Below are 14,906 nucleotides of genomic sequence, written 5' to 3' on the forward strand. Positions count from 1 at the left end.
GTATTCACTTTGATTATTCTACGGAAATCCTTAAAGTTCTTTTTGACCAAAAGCATAAAAATTGTCTATATTTATAAACAGGAATAATTTGGTTTTATAAGGACGTAACTCATGGAGTTGGGGCAAAAAAATAGGATTATCAAAAGATTTTTAAAAGAAAAGTGTGAAAATCCTATTGCAATGGAACTGCAAAATATCGATCTTGAGTACTATTCTGATCTGGATAAGTTATTGGATCATATCGATTTCCATCAAAATGGTTTATTTGACTTGGAAACCCTGGAAACAGATTCCGAACAGTGGCGAGAATTTTGTGGCATCATTAAATATTCTACTACCTTTGAGAAAGGGGGCTCTCCTCCTCTCTTAAAGTCTGTCGACTTCAAAAAAGCAGAGGAAGGCATACGCTATACCCAAAACGCTCATGAGATTATTCGATTACCCAAAGACAATTACTACGAACGACCAACTCATACACCCACAGACCTCGATAATGAATTAGATGATTTGATAATCAACTGCAGAACAAAACTGTACTCGCTTACCCAAACTTTTCCAGATGCTACAGCATTTGATGCTTCCAATTTCATACAGGTGACAGCACTGATTCAACGTCTACAAGAAGAGATGGAACGATTACCGCATAATGATTCAGAAAAAGACAGGATACAAGAACGATTAAATATTCTATTCGATCTGAATAATATTAATGAATTAAAGCGTATCTGTATCCCGCAAGACAATGGGGCCACTCTTATTTATTGCACACTACAAGAAAATATAGGTGGTGTAACAGAAAAAATCACCTTAATGAGTTTGGACAATGTAAAAAAACAATTACGTCATCTATGCGATAGAGCGCCCGATTTGAGTATAAAAGATTATCAGACTGAGAGAGAACAATATAAACTTAATACGGAAGCGATTATCAAATTACCGAAACACGGTGCCATTCAAGAAGTTCAACATGAAGCAATGGCGCTTAATGTTTCCCGATTGATGGAATTAGATACGGCAACTACCACGACCATTTCTCATAACGGTCATCCTGCATTATTTATTCCCTTTGATGAGATACAATTGCTTAGTAGTTTTTCTTTAGGAAAAACTTTTTACGCTTGGTTATTAGGAAAAACTTATACTCACTATTCAACGATTAAATCTTTAGGTGAAGGAATACAGGCGGACTGTTTTATTGATGATTTTGGCGATGCGTTTGGCTTGCTTTACTTATGTAGTGATACCGATGCCATAGGTGGCAATTGTCAAAATAAGGCTTTGAGAAATGCGAAATCACTTTTTATTTTTGACCAGTCACTTATGGATACCCACAAGTTTATCCTTGATTCACGTCTGTGTCTCATACCCGGAGAATTTCTTAAAAAACACACACGCCATGGTTTGGGAAGAAATCGTACCCTCATTGAAGATTCGTCCATGCATTCTAAATTTGAAAGCATCATGCAATTACGTGCAATGGACGATAAAATTCTCCAATATGTAAGTCACGTTATATGGCAACATCAGCAGCAAGCAGCTCGAATTAAACGACAATTTAAAAAACCATTGAGTACTGAAAAACAAAGCCAATTAACTTCGGAGTTAAGCGATCTCATGCTTTTAGAAAAAGATGCAGAAACCTTACGTACTCGGTTAATCGAACGTCTCGCAGCAATTGATGATATTTTACCGCAATCGACAGGTGATATTGACTTGCCGATGGTAAGAAGTGCTTTGATTTTTGAAAAACTAATACACAATCCTATATTGTATAGTGACGATGGACGCCCTTTTAAAAACCCTTGGACTTACAGACAACCAAATAAACTAAAAAAAATAGATGATCTGGGTAATGACATAGTACAACTCACCTTTAGCGACAAAGTCTCTTCAGTCATGGTGGATTTTATTAAACGACGTGGTGGAGGCGACTCCATAACTATCACCACACCCAAAACAATCACCCTGAGTAAGGCCCAATTGATTGAATTAAGAGAAGACATACTCCATCCTGAGCATCGATTAGTCTTAGATCCAGCCATCAACTATTTGGATCCACTCGACTTGGAAGCAATTAAAGAAGCATATAATGCAGGAAATCGAACTTACATTATGCACACGATTACCCGTTATCGTGAGCAAATGCATCATGATAAGGTCTCTGTTGATGAACAATTGAAATGTATTGTTGAAACTGAAGAACAATTGAAACAATTCATTATGAGCGCTCATGATAGAGGCTTTGGCATGCATGTTTTCAAAAAATTCTATTTTGATGCACAGCAACAATTACAGAGGTTAATACCCCCTTTAAAAGTTCCAGTGACGTTAAATCATGCATTTGCTGCTGCTTTAAAACTGGATAGAGTATCCGAATTTAATGCAGTCGTAGTACAGGCAATAAAACAAGATAAAATCACGGATCAACACTTTATAAGTTTTCTTGATGAATGCATACAAAAAGCAAATGCAGCAACAAATTATACCCAAGCACAGCGAGAAAGTTCCCAACTCTCCGATAAAGCTAAAGAAGTGATCTGTCAATTAGAGGTGTTTACAATACCCTTTTTTAGCCCGCTTCTCACATCATCATGCATGCAACAAGATGAATTGAAGCAGCATGAATTCATCATTGAAACAAAGCAGGAGAAGGAAGAGGAGGTGTGGACATTAAAATCATCACCGAATTCATTGTCATCAGACGCGGCACATGAGGAACATTTAAAAATGTTATGCAATTAATAATTTATTTGCACATACTGAATGAAGTTAATGGAGCAATTATGCCTATACATGAGAGACGTCAACATTTTCGAGTAGAAGATCATATCTATTTTAACTACCGAGTTATGGAGCCAGGGGAACTGTGTCCTGATCGCGCAGTTGTGGATCAACTTTTAGGCAAGAATGGGCAACGCTATCTTGAGGCGGCACATTATTTTCAAGAGATTGATTATGAATTAGCTGAACTAACCCAAGTTATTGCCCTTAAAGAACCTACAATCGCCCACTACCTTAATCTACTCAATGCAAAAATAGATTACTTATCACGACAAATGCTTATGACCAATACAATTCAGCTACGTAAGGTCAATATTAGCCTAGGGGGAATGGCATTTAAGACACCTGAGCTCATTAAGGAAAAAACACTATTAAAATTGGTCATCTATACCAAACCCAAAATGATACCTGTCATTGTTGAAGGCACTGTGGTTTATAGCCAATATCAAAGCGAACATAACTACCGAACCGCAGTATCGTTTAATGGATTAACCAATGAGCAGGAACAAATTCTTTCTCAACATATTTTATTGGCACAGGCGAAACATCGTTCGGACTAAAAAATAATTTAATCATTTTAAGTACAAAATTGCCAAATAACACGTACACTATACTGCGTTTATGTGTTGGAAATAAGAGGCAAACATGACCAGAATAGTATATTGCTGTAAATTAAAACAAGAAGCTGAAGGCCTATTAAACCCCCCCTTCCCCGGTACATTAGGTGAACGGGTTTATAATGAAGTATCAAAACAAGCCTGGAATATGTGGTTAACCCACCAAACCATGCTCATCAATGAATACCGCCTGAATTTAATGGAAGCTAAAGCACGCGAGTTTTTAAAAGAAGAAATGCAAAAATATTTTTTTGGTGAAGGTTCTGAAAAACCTGCTGGTTACACCCCTAAATAAATTTGGGGTCCCGGTTGCAAAACTTCATGCTAGGCGAAGGATAACCCTACTTTAGGGCATTATTAAACCCTTATGGCACTCGGGATGCGAATAAAGAACGTGAATTTTTTTCTTGCTTTTAAAATCGGCAACACGCTTGCACTGAGTCGCCACTGTCGGGAAAGTGTATTTCAAGACAGTGGCTCGATTTGCTCATTAAGTTAAAATTAATAACCTCAATCTCCTTCCGAAATCGTCTATTTTCCTGTTCATCCCAAGATATTGATATAAACTCAACACATTAGAAAAATCAAATTCCAATTAGGTTAATTTAAGGTCAAAAAGAGAAAATTAAATACCTAAAATTCAATCATTTAGTCAAAAAAAACACTATGATTATAAAAAAATCATAAAAGGATGATTCAAAAATTAATGGCCTAAAAATAAAAAACAATTTTTTTTAAAAAAAAATGCATTCAACACTTGACTCAAAACGCTTCTCGGAGTCTAATAGCAACCCTCGGGGCCAGATAGCTCAGTCGGTAGAGCAGAGGACTGAAAATCCTCGTGTCGGCAGTTCGATTCTGCCTCTGGCCACCATGAGATTAAACTTCTCACCGTGAATTCCGAGACATCAAAAATTGCATGTATCTCCCATTTAAGGGAGCACTTCTAATTAACAATCGAGCCCCATAACGCGAACTCCGGAGAAACTTCTTAAAAGTCCTATGTGGAGATTTTTGGTGCACAATAACACAAAGCTATAAACTAATCATCTTATCTATTTGTGTTGTATCTTTTTCTTTTCTTAAGCTTTGATTGCAAAATAAAGTGAGGACCACCATTAGTTGGTCTATGAATTGCCTTACTAGAAATAATCAGGGTTAATACTATACTTGATTTATATAACTATGTTTCTGTTTTGAGTGATAGATCGTTAATAAGAAGTAATTGAAACACTCACTAAATGGAGAGTTGGGAATGAGTAATTATAAAAAAGAGCTCGAAAATGCGAAAAAAAAGCAAAGAGAAGAAGAAGATATTGAAATGACGAAATTATTACGCAAAAGTAGTCAATCTAATCAAAATGAAGAAGATCGCATATTTGAAACCAGCAAGCAGCCGATTGATTTTCTTAAAATACTGCATCGAGTAAATGATCGAATGCCAAAAGATAAAAAAGCAGAGAAGATAAATGTAGAAGACCACAATAACCAGAAAATAATACACATGAAATATCCCTCAACCTTTGACTCAGAGTCTAGAGTAGCAGCATTTGAGCATCTCATGAAAGAGTTATCCAAGGAGCCAGAACTTAAGGGAGAGATTTGTTGGGTTATGCCAGCCGTTAACGACGGGAAGATTCACCCGCCAATACATGTTTACAAAGATGGTGAAAAACTGGGGACTTATCATAATGCCGAAGATTTTGCTAAAGCTTATCCAGAAGAGGTGAAAAAATTTGAAGCCAGAATTACATCAGAGAATGCAGAAGAACAATCTACGAGGCCCAGTTTTTGAATGTAACAAAGTGTAGCTTTTTCACTAACCTCTTTGCGTATCGGCTATATAAATGGGTTTAGAGAAAAACCACGAACTGAAGTAACTTAAAAGTTAAATAGTAAAGAGCTTGCCTGGGTTAATTTCGCCAATGCTAGGAATCATCCGCTTCGTTCGCTTTGCGGGATTTGCTGCCCTTTCGACTATCTTACCACCATCTGTAAAAGGAGCTTGGCTCAGCATACTCCCTGAATTCAATCCGTTTAAATTTAATTCCTTTTCGGTTAATGGAGCAACTCAACCCCATCGTTTAACAGCAGCAAATAATACGCCTTGCCAATCAACATCGACTCATTGAACTCCTATAAATGATAGCTTATATGGCCTTGCCCCAGACGCAGAGAAATATAGGATTCAATTAGGACTATCGCGTTGCGTGGTGAACGACAGGTGCTCATCATGAATCTAGATTCAATGCCTTCGACTTTCATCCAATCGATTTTCCCCCTACTTAATTCAACGAATAAAACAGCAAATTCCCTCAGCTAAAACATAAAAACTTTGCACACCCAGGTAGGTCATAATATAATCATATTGATAATTTATATATCATTTTGCAAGGTAAAACGAAAAGGAGTTGAGATGAAAATTAAATCATTGGCGACTGTATTAGCGCTTGCTGCATCCATGACACTAGCAAACGTCCCCAATCAACCCGTATGTTATAAGGAATTTCATGAAGAAAAAGGATGGCATATGGTTTCAAAAAAATGTCATATACCCCCTGCTCGAAATTGGCGAGAATATAACAGCGGATATTACACTCGTCCCGAATTATAGCGCGTTGCGCCTAAGCCTAACATTAAGTCATAGATAGCTGTTAGGTTCACGATCCCGCGAAGAAAGCACGACGACTAATTGTCACCAGCACTAAGCTTTTATCTGTACTCTCTCAATTACTCACGTCCTAAAATTCTATTGATAATGGCCATCGCTTGATTATCACAAAAGATAGCATCAATTTCTGGTTCAGTAGCACAACCTATATTGTGACAATATTCTTGAGAAGCTAGTGCATCAAGGCATATTTTTATTCCGCTCTGAATCAATGAAATGGTCTGAGCTAATCGTTGATCATGATCATGATTTGTCACTCCTTGATATTGATCGACTAATTCAGATAGTCCTTTTAACACGTGTTTACGAGCGGCTTGATGTTCTGCGCGTAATTTACATAAATCCTTGGCTAAATCATGGGTTTCATTATCGCTCATCACCTCATTGGTATCTTCGATACATTGAGAAAGGTCCAATCTAATTTTATTATTATCGGCAGGAATAATGGGATTATCAGGGCCGTTGTAAGAGGTGTTGCCTGCAAAAGTTACCGTCGTTGCAATAAAAAAAGCAAATGCAGTGAGTACTGGGGCATTCATAATATTCCTTAATGAGATATTGATTCCAATGCTGAATATTATTTAAATGATAGACTGGAAAAAATTTTTTGGCTCGTTAAGGTGAAGCAAAAGGTCTACAATACTTTGGCACTTAGTGAGTTGAAACCCACTCTTCAAGATAGATGGAGTGCTACACTCATTACTTAAACTCAGGTTTCATAAATAGGGAAATACGGAAATGAAAAAAACGATATTATTCATATTGGGATATGTCTTAATGTGTTGTTCCCAGCTTTTAAATGCTCAAACAAATACGGGAACGTTATTAGAGGCGAAAATGGATGAGGCTGAAATCTATCTTAACAAAACGCAAAATACGCCAAAAGCATGGAAACGAGCAGTAGAGATATCGAAGCTAATCAAGGAGCATCCTGAGTATGATGATGGTGAGTTTGCAGAAGGAATGATTGATGTTGTTTCCAAACTATTAACCAAGCCATGGAACTATGCGAGCCCTTACCTCACTGGCAATAAAAGTACAGCAGCCTTTCGTCAATTTGTCATTGATCATATCAATGAACTTACTGATCCTGAAGATTTAAAAGCAATTAAGAAAAATATTTTAAACAATTGTGACCAAACCAAGCACCTTATCTGCCAACAGTTATTAGCAAAAATTCAAAGGAGTTTGCCTTGAAAGAGGGAGTCATACCTTCATAGAGCATGGAAATTGTTTCCCTTTTCCCCTATTGATATTTAAGAAAAGCCTTTGACGCTTTCTTCATTTGGCTCTTCAAGCAGTATCTTGGCGCTCCCTAATTCTTGGGCTCCAAGAGAAACAGACTGCGCGCTACGGAACAGGAGAAAGCTAGACGGTTGAAAATTTGGATAGAAATCATCTTTTTCATCGGTAGGAGTTGTAGCGCTTGCTCCATCCATAAGCGCTCCATTTAACGGGTTTTCTTTACGACGTTTCGGGTTAAAATCTGCGAGATCGCTGCGGTCACGCTGCTTCTTTTTAGGTTTGGAAAAAATGACCTCATCTGATTTTAGCGTATTACTGGAATGATGAACAAACTCTGCCATAAGCATGTGCTTTTTAAACAATTTAAATTCCATAGATAAAATCATTTTTGGGTAATTGGGATCTATAAAATAAACCTGTTTCCTAGGTTCGTTTTTAACGCCAATTAAAAGAATGGTGTGCGGCGTATTGACTTGGTATCCGTCCGCACGGTAAACGTTTCTTTCTATTAATCCATTCGCAGATTTAATTTTTTCAGCTAAAGGTAACGTTCCTTGAGGAAAAATATTACCATGTGTGAGTCTTATGGCTATAGGACCAAATTGTTCAAGAGTTTTGGCTAAATCAGCAGTTTTGAAATTGTCTGTATCAATATTTAAGTCCTCAAATGTGGTCACAGATAAATCGAGTAATCTTGCCATGGCAAAGTCGACCCCATATTTATCCAAAAAATCCTCAATCCAATCACCATCATAATCCTCTCCGTTTTCATCAATTATTTCATCCGCAATTCGGATAAGGTCATCAGCATAAGCTGACATTACTTTGTATATAATTTTTTTAAAATCATCCTCGGTTGCTCTACATGCCTGAACTATATCGCTAACACAGGAGGAGACACTTGCTTCTATTTTATGCATTGCTCTTAAATGTAAGAAGGAAAAAAAATAACATTGAGGACTATCTTGTGCGGGGACGTGTGTGTGTTTGGGGATGTAAATAATTTCTTTTTTAGAAAACATTGTTAACTTCTCGACGAACCTTTTTGATTTGCACATGCTGTAATAATATAACACAATTTGATTAACTTAAAATTAAGTTATTATAAAAAATCACCCAAACACATAGGATTTATTGTAATCACATTGACAATAATTAATTCAGTTGATACCCTATCAGGTTTTTTTCATATAGGAGCTTTCATGCCTAATCCCTACTCACATTTTCTTAAATTAGAATTAAACGAAGCAGACCTGAAACAACTGAAGGATGCTTTCTATGGCAAAAAGCCGCAAACCGAGGACGCCTCATTGCTTAAATTAGAATTAAACGAAGCAGACCTGAAACAACTGGAGGATGCGTACTATGGCAAAAAGCCGCAAACCGAGGACTCCTCTTTTCTTAGATTAGAATTGAATGAGGAAGACCTTAAGCAACTGGAAGATGCGTTGTATAGCAAAAACTCCCAAGCAACAGCCTGTGTTTTTGATTTAGACTATAGCCAAGGACACGGACAACAAAACGCGCGCGACATACCTCAAGAAATAGAGGTTGATTCTTCAAAAAAGCGAAAAAGGGATCTTGTAAAAAAACTAGAAGACAATAACCTGCCCCCCTCAAAACAGAAAAGTTATTGGTTACCCGAGGATCATAAAAAACGTATGACGGAAAACATGTTTAAACTCAGTCAAACAGCCGATAATCAGCTCTCATTGAAACCAAGAAAAGACTGTTCATGGAGAAAACATCTATCTAAATTCGATCTGAATAAAGAGCATCAAGGGTTTAAGCAAGAGGAAAGTCAGCCAGTCAAAGACAAGAAGATAATTTTCGTGAATCATCAAATAGAAAAGGTAAGGAAACGTCATCCCCAAAAAAGTAGTCCCCAAAATCGTTTTATGTTTCACTTCAATACAAATAGCGGGGAGACCATCAATCCTCAAAAAGAAGGTCAGGATCAACCATCTTTTACGGTTGGCAAACCCTAAAAAAGGGCTAAATGACTTAGCCCCTCAATATATCAATATTGATCCTGAGGATAACACCAATATCAATTAATAATCATTCTAATCATAAATAGGAGCGTTCATGCCTGATTCCTAACAGCATTTTCTTTAAATAGAATTAAATGACCTAGACTTTAAGCAACAAGAAACAGGTAAAGAACCACAAAATGCAGAGGGTCTGATGCAATCCCTATATTCCAACGAGAGCAAACCGCTGTTTGCCCATGACTTATATGCAATAATGAATCTCACTGAGATTAATGTTTTCGGCACAGAAGAAACTTTCTTCTAAAATATTTATCTCCTGATATCATTCTGTATTTTTTATCATCTAGTCACAAACTCAAAAGGCACTGGAGATCCCATGTTTATTAGAAATAAATCCAACCCGAATCAGCATCAACAAATTTTTAAAAATTACCACCGTTTGATGAAGCAATTTAAAGCATGGGAAAAAAACAATTCTGTTCTCGAAGCAAATGAAGAATGCTTTAAAACGTTAAATGTTGAGCTAAAGACCATTGAAAAATTCTATAACGAGTTTACCACCAAAGTTATAGCACCTCTTGCCCAACAACCCACAGCAAATTTACCAGAATTCATAAGCCAAGAGGATATTTTCGGCCTTTTAGGGTATAGACAATTCATGCTTTTTGCACAAATTTTTGCCGAAAGAGAGGCATGGATGCAACGTATCGCAGGCACCGATGGAAAAAATGCTCATACCAGCGAAAGCTACTGCAAATTCAAAAGCATTATTTCAAAATGTCCTGGCAAATTTGTTGTCGAGGAGAGCTTACGTCATTTTGAGCAAGGGACACTGAAATATCATCATGATTGGCAAACTGCAAAACGGCAAATAGCTAAGGAACTAAAATCATTACGCGCATTACACGAAAATTGGAAAGAAAGCAGCAACAAGAAGGATAGAGAGAGAGCCTCTATTTTAATTGATTTCATTAATAAATTTGAAAATATTCCTGCCCAATTACGTTTACGAGAAGAGATGCGATTGAAACAAAGTGAATCCTATAAAAATGCTCTTGCTACAGACAAGTTTAAAGCAGCCCAACTACTGAATAAACAGCTCTATGATTACGATAATCCTCAAGAGGAATTGTCAGAAAAGATGCGGCTGGTCCAATCCCTATCTCAGTGTACTCTTTTATTTGAACATAATCGCAGCCCCATGGGACGGCTAAAAACTGAATTCAATATTCAAACTCCGGTCTCTCAAAAATTAGCCTCTTTAGAAAAAGCATTATCCTCCGGGGAGAATGCATTAAATCTTTATTTGAAACATACAATGACACCAGCGGACATGACTTCTGCTATGCCTCAAAAAAGTTCTGATTGGGAGAGTGCCTCTCTTGTTGGAGTGAATAAAATCTCTGAATCTATTGCGGAACATCAGCGTGCAGGACACTCAAATCAGGAGACTCAACCTCAAATGAATTCGATTCCAAAGAAAAAAAACACAGGCAAAGTATTTCGCAAAGTTCAGGAATACGAGGAAAATCTCCGTAGGCTTGGTCTATTTGAGAGTAAAACCTCTCCCCTTCCCGGATCATTCAATGATCCGCCTTCTGCTCATGAAAATAAAGTCTCATTATGAAGCACTGCACGGATGCAACTGGCATATGAATTCTTGCACTCAATTATTCTTTTGGGAGTGGATGTTAAAGGGTTTTAAGTTTTTGCTATCCCCCTGTTTTTAGAATAATAAAATCTTAAGTTTTTTTCACTATAATTTAATGAAAGTGAGCCCTTTGGTTTTTTTTATGAAATTAGGAATGCCTATTGTCCCCTACTCAAATCAGGATGCAGCTCATCTTGCTAATCAATATGCAAGAGCATTTATCGTAGAAGGTGCAACTCAACTTATTAATAATACTTATCCTATTGATAAGAGAAAAAGCCTTAGTGATGCAATAAAAACTATAAGGGAAAAATCTCAAGAAGCTGAAAGCTCCTGGTTGGAGTTTGACTATTACATCTATGAATTTTACAAATCGATTGAATGCAGTAAAAAATATTCAATTGGAAATTGTAATGAGCTTTCTGAATTGGCTCTTGATTACATAGCTCATTATGCGCCTCATATCAACGCAGAGGTTTTTCAATTAGCAGGCGGAAATCACGTGGTCCTGGTGGTTGGACGACAAAAAGGAAGTGATCCGAAGAAGCCAGAAACCTGGGGTAAGGATGCTTATATCTGTGATCCTTGGTCTGATGATGTATACCCTGCTTCAGAATATCTTTCTCGAACAAAAAATTATTATCAAGAATATGACGAAGTTTTAGATGTTTATACAAATCACGTAGAAGACTTTAATCCTTCGAAACATACTTTTAGCCCCATTAGAAACTATAATACTGACTACATCAGAAAATATAATTCCGAAGAGCATATTAGTACCTTATATGACCTTTTTCAAAAAAAGCAGCAGATGATTGTTGCAGCAGCAGTAAATCTGGAAAAGGCGCTCCTAGAAATAGCCACTAAACTAGAAAAAAAATATGGTGTAAGTAACGAAAAATACCAAATTATCCAAAGTAAAGTAAAACAATTAAAGAGCGCTACGGAACAACTTACTCAAGATTTTGCGAAGCCTGTTGATGAATCAAATAATTATTATGAAATTATATCTCAATTAGATAAAACACTGAGACAATCAATTAAAGCTTATATTAAAGCAGCAGAAATAACAAAAGAGGAAGCTCTTGTTTTGGCTAAGCCTGTTGAAAAACGAGGGCGGCATGGATTTTTTCAATCAAAAGACAATGTCTTATCAAAAATTAACGATGCATTAGAAGAATCTAGTGATATGTTAAGAAAAATTACCGACAAAAAATAAATTGTGAGTCTAACGCAGCATTCATCTCTTCGACAAATGGTCGATTCTTAATGACCACGATATTATTATAAAACTCAGAGGTTTCATTCTGGCGTCGATTAAACCAGGTATGACCTTTATATGCGTTTGAAATAGCTGCTTGCTCAATAATCAACTCTAGGGTTTCAATCGCAGAGGTTATTTTCTGATTTTTATATTTTTTGTAGAGATCAAAAATCGCGGCAGCACCTTTGGGTATTTTAATTGTATTGCCATTATCTAGAGTACGCTCTTCACCACCAAAAAAACCAACTTTATTATCCAGCTTAATGACATCAGCTAAAACTTCCTCAAGAGTACTCTCTGCTTTTCGTTCATTGATATTATTTTTACTATTTATTGGATTCCTTGACCACCTTTCCCTGGCTTTATTGAAATATAAATCCGCTTGACTCTCGGTCACATGAAGCTTTGTTTTGATGTGTTCGATTGTTATTTTTTTTCGTTGAGCTGAGCCAATTGCTGTTTTATCTTTATATTGATATGAATTATTATCCAAATCTGGTTTATAGTGTACCTCAAATAAATGAGCTACTCTTTTTTCTCGCTCTTTGATTATGCCGTGTGCTTGATCAACAAAATTTGCAAGTTTATTTTCTAAATTCCCAAGATTGAGACGCAAGGGGCTATTTTCCTTATAATCATTGTTATATTCTTTAAATTCATCAAGGATTTGTGATTTTAAATCCGGATGATTAATAAGAAAATTTAAAAACTTATCATTCTTTAACAGTTCCTCTCCAAGTAATTGACTCCGTCTGGTTTTATGAGCAACTAATTCTTCTCGTAGTTTAGGATTCCCAATCGTTGCATCAGCAATTGGTCGATAAATTTGCTCATCGAATAAAGCGCTTTTAAGAAAAACTGAAAATGCATCTTTAATAAAATCAGGATCATTCTCAATTCCTACCAACTCTAAAAGCTTCATATCTGACTCATCAGGAAAAGCCCGAGGTTTGGCATCCGTTAAATGTGGAAAATGAGTAATATCTCTTTGAGTTATCGGAAAAGCATCTTTAGGTTTTATACCCCATGCTCTTTCTCCAGGCTTATTAAGTGGCTTATTAGGATTTTTATTTTGATATTTTGATGTGAATGTCCAGTTTGCTTGATCATGATCCACTTTTCTGGATATAAGCTGGATGGGATCATAGCCGATATTGCCACCATGCAGATCGTTCTCTTCCTCACAATAGGCAGCGGCTAATATTCTACCAATACCGGATTTTACGAGATCCTTCTGCTTTGGTGAACGCATGCGCCCCGTTGTCTGCTTCTCTTTAAGATAGTAATCATGTAACGATCGATAATTTTCTATCTCTCAAGAAAGCACCCCAACTCGATGTCCTTCCGCATCATGCACGCTTCTAACTTTCGGTGTGCGGTCATTTAACAGAAGCCGATAACCCATACCATTAAAGGCCTCAATTTCAGTAATTCTTCTTCCAGACTCATCTATTTTAAAAATTTCTACAGCTGGTTTACTATCCCTTTGTACTTTCCTCACGCTATGAGAGGGTTTGGGGGCATTTAGCTCTCTTGTAACCTCGACATGTACCGGATGATAGTATGCAAAATCTTTGCTTCTAGGAGGCAATTGACTAGGCTTTTCTATTTTAGCCAGCTCTTGCTGTATGGACTTTAATCTATGAAAAAGAGCTTCATTTTGAGCATGATCGTAATCAGCACTTTTAAGAATTGCATTGATAACAATCTCAACTTTTCTTTTACTCGTAACCGTTAAAATGAGTGACTCTTTATTGAGCTCCACATATCCGAGTGTTTTAAACAGCGGAAAATAATCATCGAGATAGTGAAAATTCACAAAGTCATTACGCAATTTCAAGATAATAAAGGGTTTCTTCTCAGGCGCTTCAATATTCTGCGGGAGAGAATTTTCATGAGTATAAACCTCTTGAAACCCTTGATCTCTTTTACTATAAATTTTCATCGACGCACAGTTGAGGTGATCACTGACTGAGCATTGTAAGTGATAAAAATTAATGAAATATTAACTGAGTGAATATAATTTACACATATTGAAAAATAATTTGCAATTCACCTAAAAAGCACGACAAGAGCTTATGGAAGATTCAACTTCATCAGTATCCTCTTCGATAGCTAACTCGAGATCCAAAAGCTCACTTTTCTCAATAAAATCGGGCTCTAAATCGCTCAGTTCATGATTTCTTTTAGCATGTGCCAAAACAGTAAAAAACAATGCGTGTTGCTTTTGCCTGTAAAGAGATTGCTCCGTCAAAAACGAGTTCGATGCAAAATAAATTTCTTTTTCTGCGAGTAAAACTTCTATTCTATGGATATATTCTTTTCTCTTATCAGGAGGTATTGAAGACAAGAACTCTGCCTTAAGCTTTAAATGAAATCCGGTCTGTTTGCAATTCTTTAGAGCATCAATAAATCGTTCTAAAGACTCTTCGGCCGACTCATTTTTATCAATTTTAAGGTCTCCAAAATCATGGCAAGTAATTCTCTGTCCCATGGGGTTATTATACTCAGCAGATAGTTCTAGTTGTTTGATATGAGGAGGTAAATTTCGTGCCAGTATCTCCCATAGCCCCAAATCTAATTGCATCTCGAATTCGGAACGAAGTGAAAGGGAGGTCGCAGGATCAAACATTGAAGTTTGTGAGTCCAGGATAAGCTGGGTAAAATATGGATTTCCTTCAAT

Annotated in this window: 14 protein-coding genes and 1 tRNA gene; 10 read left to right on the forward strand and 5 right to left on the reverse strand. The window is 36.7% G+C overall.

Annotated elements, in window-relative coordinates; translation table 11 throughout:
* The first annotated feature begins 111 nt into the window (after window positions 1-111).
* From OQJ13_RS02585 to OQJ13_RS02610, 6 genes are all read left to right on the forward strand, one after another.
* Window positions 112-2,742 (forward strand): hypothetical protein, encoded by a 2,631-nt coding sequence (locus OQJ13_RS02585; RefSeq protein ID WP_265708981.1) that lies wholly within the window; start codon window positions 112-114, stop codon window positions 2,740-2,742.
* Between the two features lie 41 nt (window positions 2,743-2,783).
* A complete protein-coding gene (locus tag OQJ13_RS02590; protein ID WP_028380206.1) occupies window positions 2,784-3,341 on the forward strand; it encodes a PilZ domain-containing protein in 558 nt (185 codons plus the stop codon).
* A gap of 85 nt (window positions 3,342-3,426) precedes the next feature.
* Complete coding sequence (locus OQJ13_RS02595) at window positions 3,427-3,693, forward strand: oxidative damage protection protein (RefSeq protein WP_265708983.1); 267 nt, start codon at window positions 3,427-3,429, stop codon at window positions 3,691-3,693.
* 503 nt (window positions 3,694-4,196) lie between these two features.
* Window positions 4,197-4,272 (forward strand) — tRNA-Phe (locus tag OQJ13_RS02600).
* A 381-nt stretch (window positions 4,273-4,653) separates the two neighbouring features.
* Complete coding sequence (locus tag OQJ13_RS02605; RefSeq protein ID WP_265708984.1) at window positions 4,654-5,193, forward strand: hypothetical protein; 540 nt, start codon at window positions 4,654-4,656, stop codon at window positions 5,191-5,193.
* A gap of 621 nt (window positions 5,194-5,814) precedes the next feature.
* Window positions 5,815-6,012: a hypothetical protein gene (locus OQJ13_RS02610; RefSeq protein ID WP_265708986.1), complete on the forward strand. Its 198-nt coding sequence runs from the start codon at window positions 5,815-5,817 to the stop codon at window positions 6,010-6,012.
* Window positions 6,013-6,128: 116 nt separating this feature from the next.
* On the opposite strand, the gene OQJ13_RS02615 is transcribed toward OQJ13_RS02610, so the two are convergent.
* A complete protein-coding gene (locus OQJ13_RS02615) occupies window positions 6,129-6,608 on the reverse strand; it encodes a hypothetical protein (protein WP_265708987.1) in 480 nt (159 codons plus the stop codon).
* Between the two features lie 199 nt (window positions 6,609-6,807).
* On the opposite strand from OQJ13_RS02615, the gene OQJ13_RS02620 reads away from it, so the two are divergent.
* Window positions 6,808-7,266 carry a hypothetical protein gene (locus tag OQJ13_RS02620; RefSeq protein ID WP_265708989.1) on the forward strand — a complete coding sequence of 153 codons (459 nt, stop codon included), beginning with the start codon at window positions 6,808-6,810 and terminating at the stop codon, window positions 7,264-7,266.
* Window positions 7,267-7,325: 59 nt separating this feature from the next.
* Here OQJ13_RS02620 and OQJ13_RS02625 read toward each other — a convergent pair whose 3' ends face one another.
* Window positions 7,326-8,336 (reverse strand): hypothetical protein, encoded by a 1,011-nt coding sequence (locus tag OQJ13_RS02625; protein WP_265708990.1) that lies wholly within the window; start codon window positions 8,334-8,336, stop codon window positions 7,326-7,328.
* A gap of 180 nt (window positions 8,337-8,516) precedes the next feature.
* On the opposite strand from OQJ13_RS02625, the gene OQJ13_RS02630 reads away from it, so the two are divergent.
* The 3 genes from OQJ13_RS02630 (at window position 8,517) to OQJ13_RS02640 (ending at window position 12,178) form a co-directional block, all read left to right on the forward strand.
* A complete protein-coding gene (locus OQJ13_RS02630) occupies window positions 8,517-9,302 on the forward strand; it encodes a hypothetical protein (RefSeq protein ID WP_265708992.1) in 786 nt (261 codons plus the stop codon).
* Between the two features lie 382 nt (window positions 9,303-9,684).
* Window positions 9,685-10,935: an EbhA gene (locus OQJ13_RS02635; protein WP_265708993.1), complete on the forward strand. Its 1,251-nt coding sequence runs from the start codon at window positions 9,685-9,687 to the stop codon at window positions 10,933-10,935.
* 166 nt (window positions 10,936-11,101) lie between these two features.
* Window positions 11,102-12,178: a hypothetical protein gene (locus OQJ13_RS02640; RefSeq protein WP_265708994.1), complete on the forward strand. Its 1,077-nt coding sequence runs from the start codon at window positions 11,102-11,104 to the stop codon at window positions 12,176-12,178.
* On the opposite strand, the gene OQJ13_RS02645 is transcribed toward OQJ13_RS02640, so the two are convergent.
* The 3 genes from OQJ13_RS02645 to OQJ13_RS02655 form a co-directional block, all read right to left on the reverse strand.
* On the reverse strand, window positions 12,162-13,475 hold the full coding sequence (locus OQJ13_RS02645) for a hypothetical protein (protein ID WP_265708995.1): 1,314 nt from the start codon (window positions 13,473-13,475) through the stop codon (window positions 12,162-12,164). The two genes, OQJ13_RS02640 and OQJ13_RS02645, sit on opposite strands and share 17 nt — an antisense overlap.
* A gap of 63 nt (window positions 13,476-13,538) precedes the next feature.
* Complete coding sequence (locus OQJ13_RS02650; protein WP_265708996.1) at window positions 13,539-14,168, reverse strand: hypothetical protein; 630 nt, start codon at window positions 14,166-14,168, stop codon at window positions 13,539-13,541.
* 111 nt (window positions 14,169-14,279) lie between these two features.
* Window positions 14,280-14,855, reverse strand: coding sequence for a hypothetical protein (locus OQJ13_RS02655; RefSeq protein ID WP_265708997.1), 576 nt, complete (start codon window positions 14,853-14,855; stop codon window positions 14,280-14,282).
* Between the last annotated feature and the right edge of the window lie 51 nt (window positions 14,856-14,906).

This window comes from Legionella sp. PATHC035 (assembly GCF_026191115.1).
Classification (GTDB): Bacteria; Pseudomonadota; Gammaproteobacteria; order Legionellales; family Legionellaceae; genus Legionella.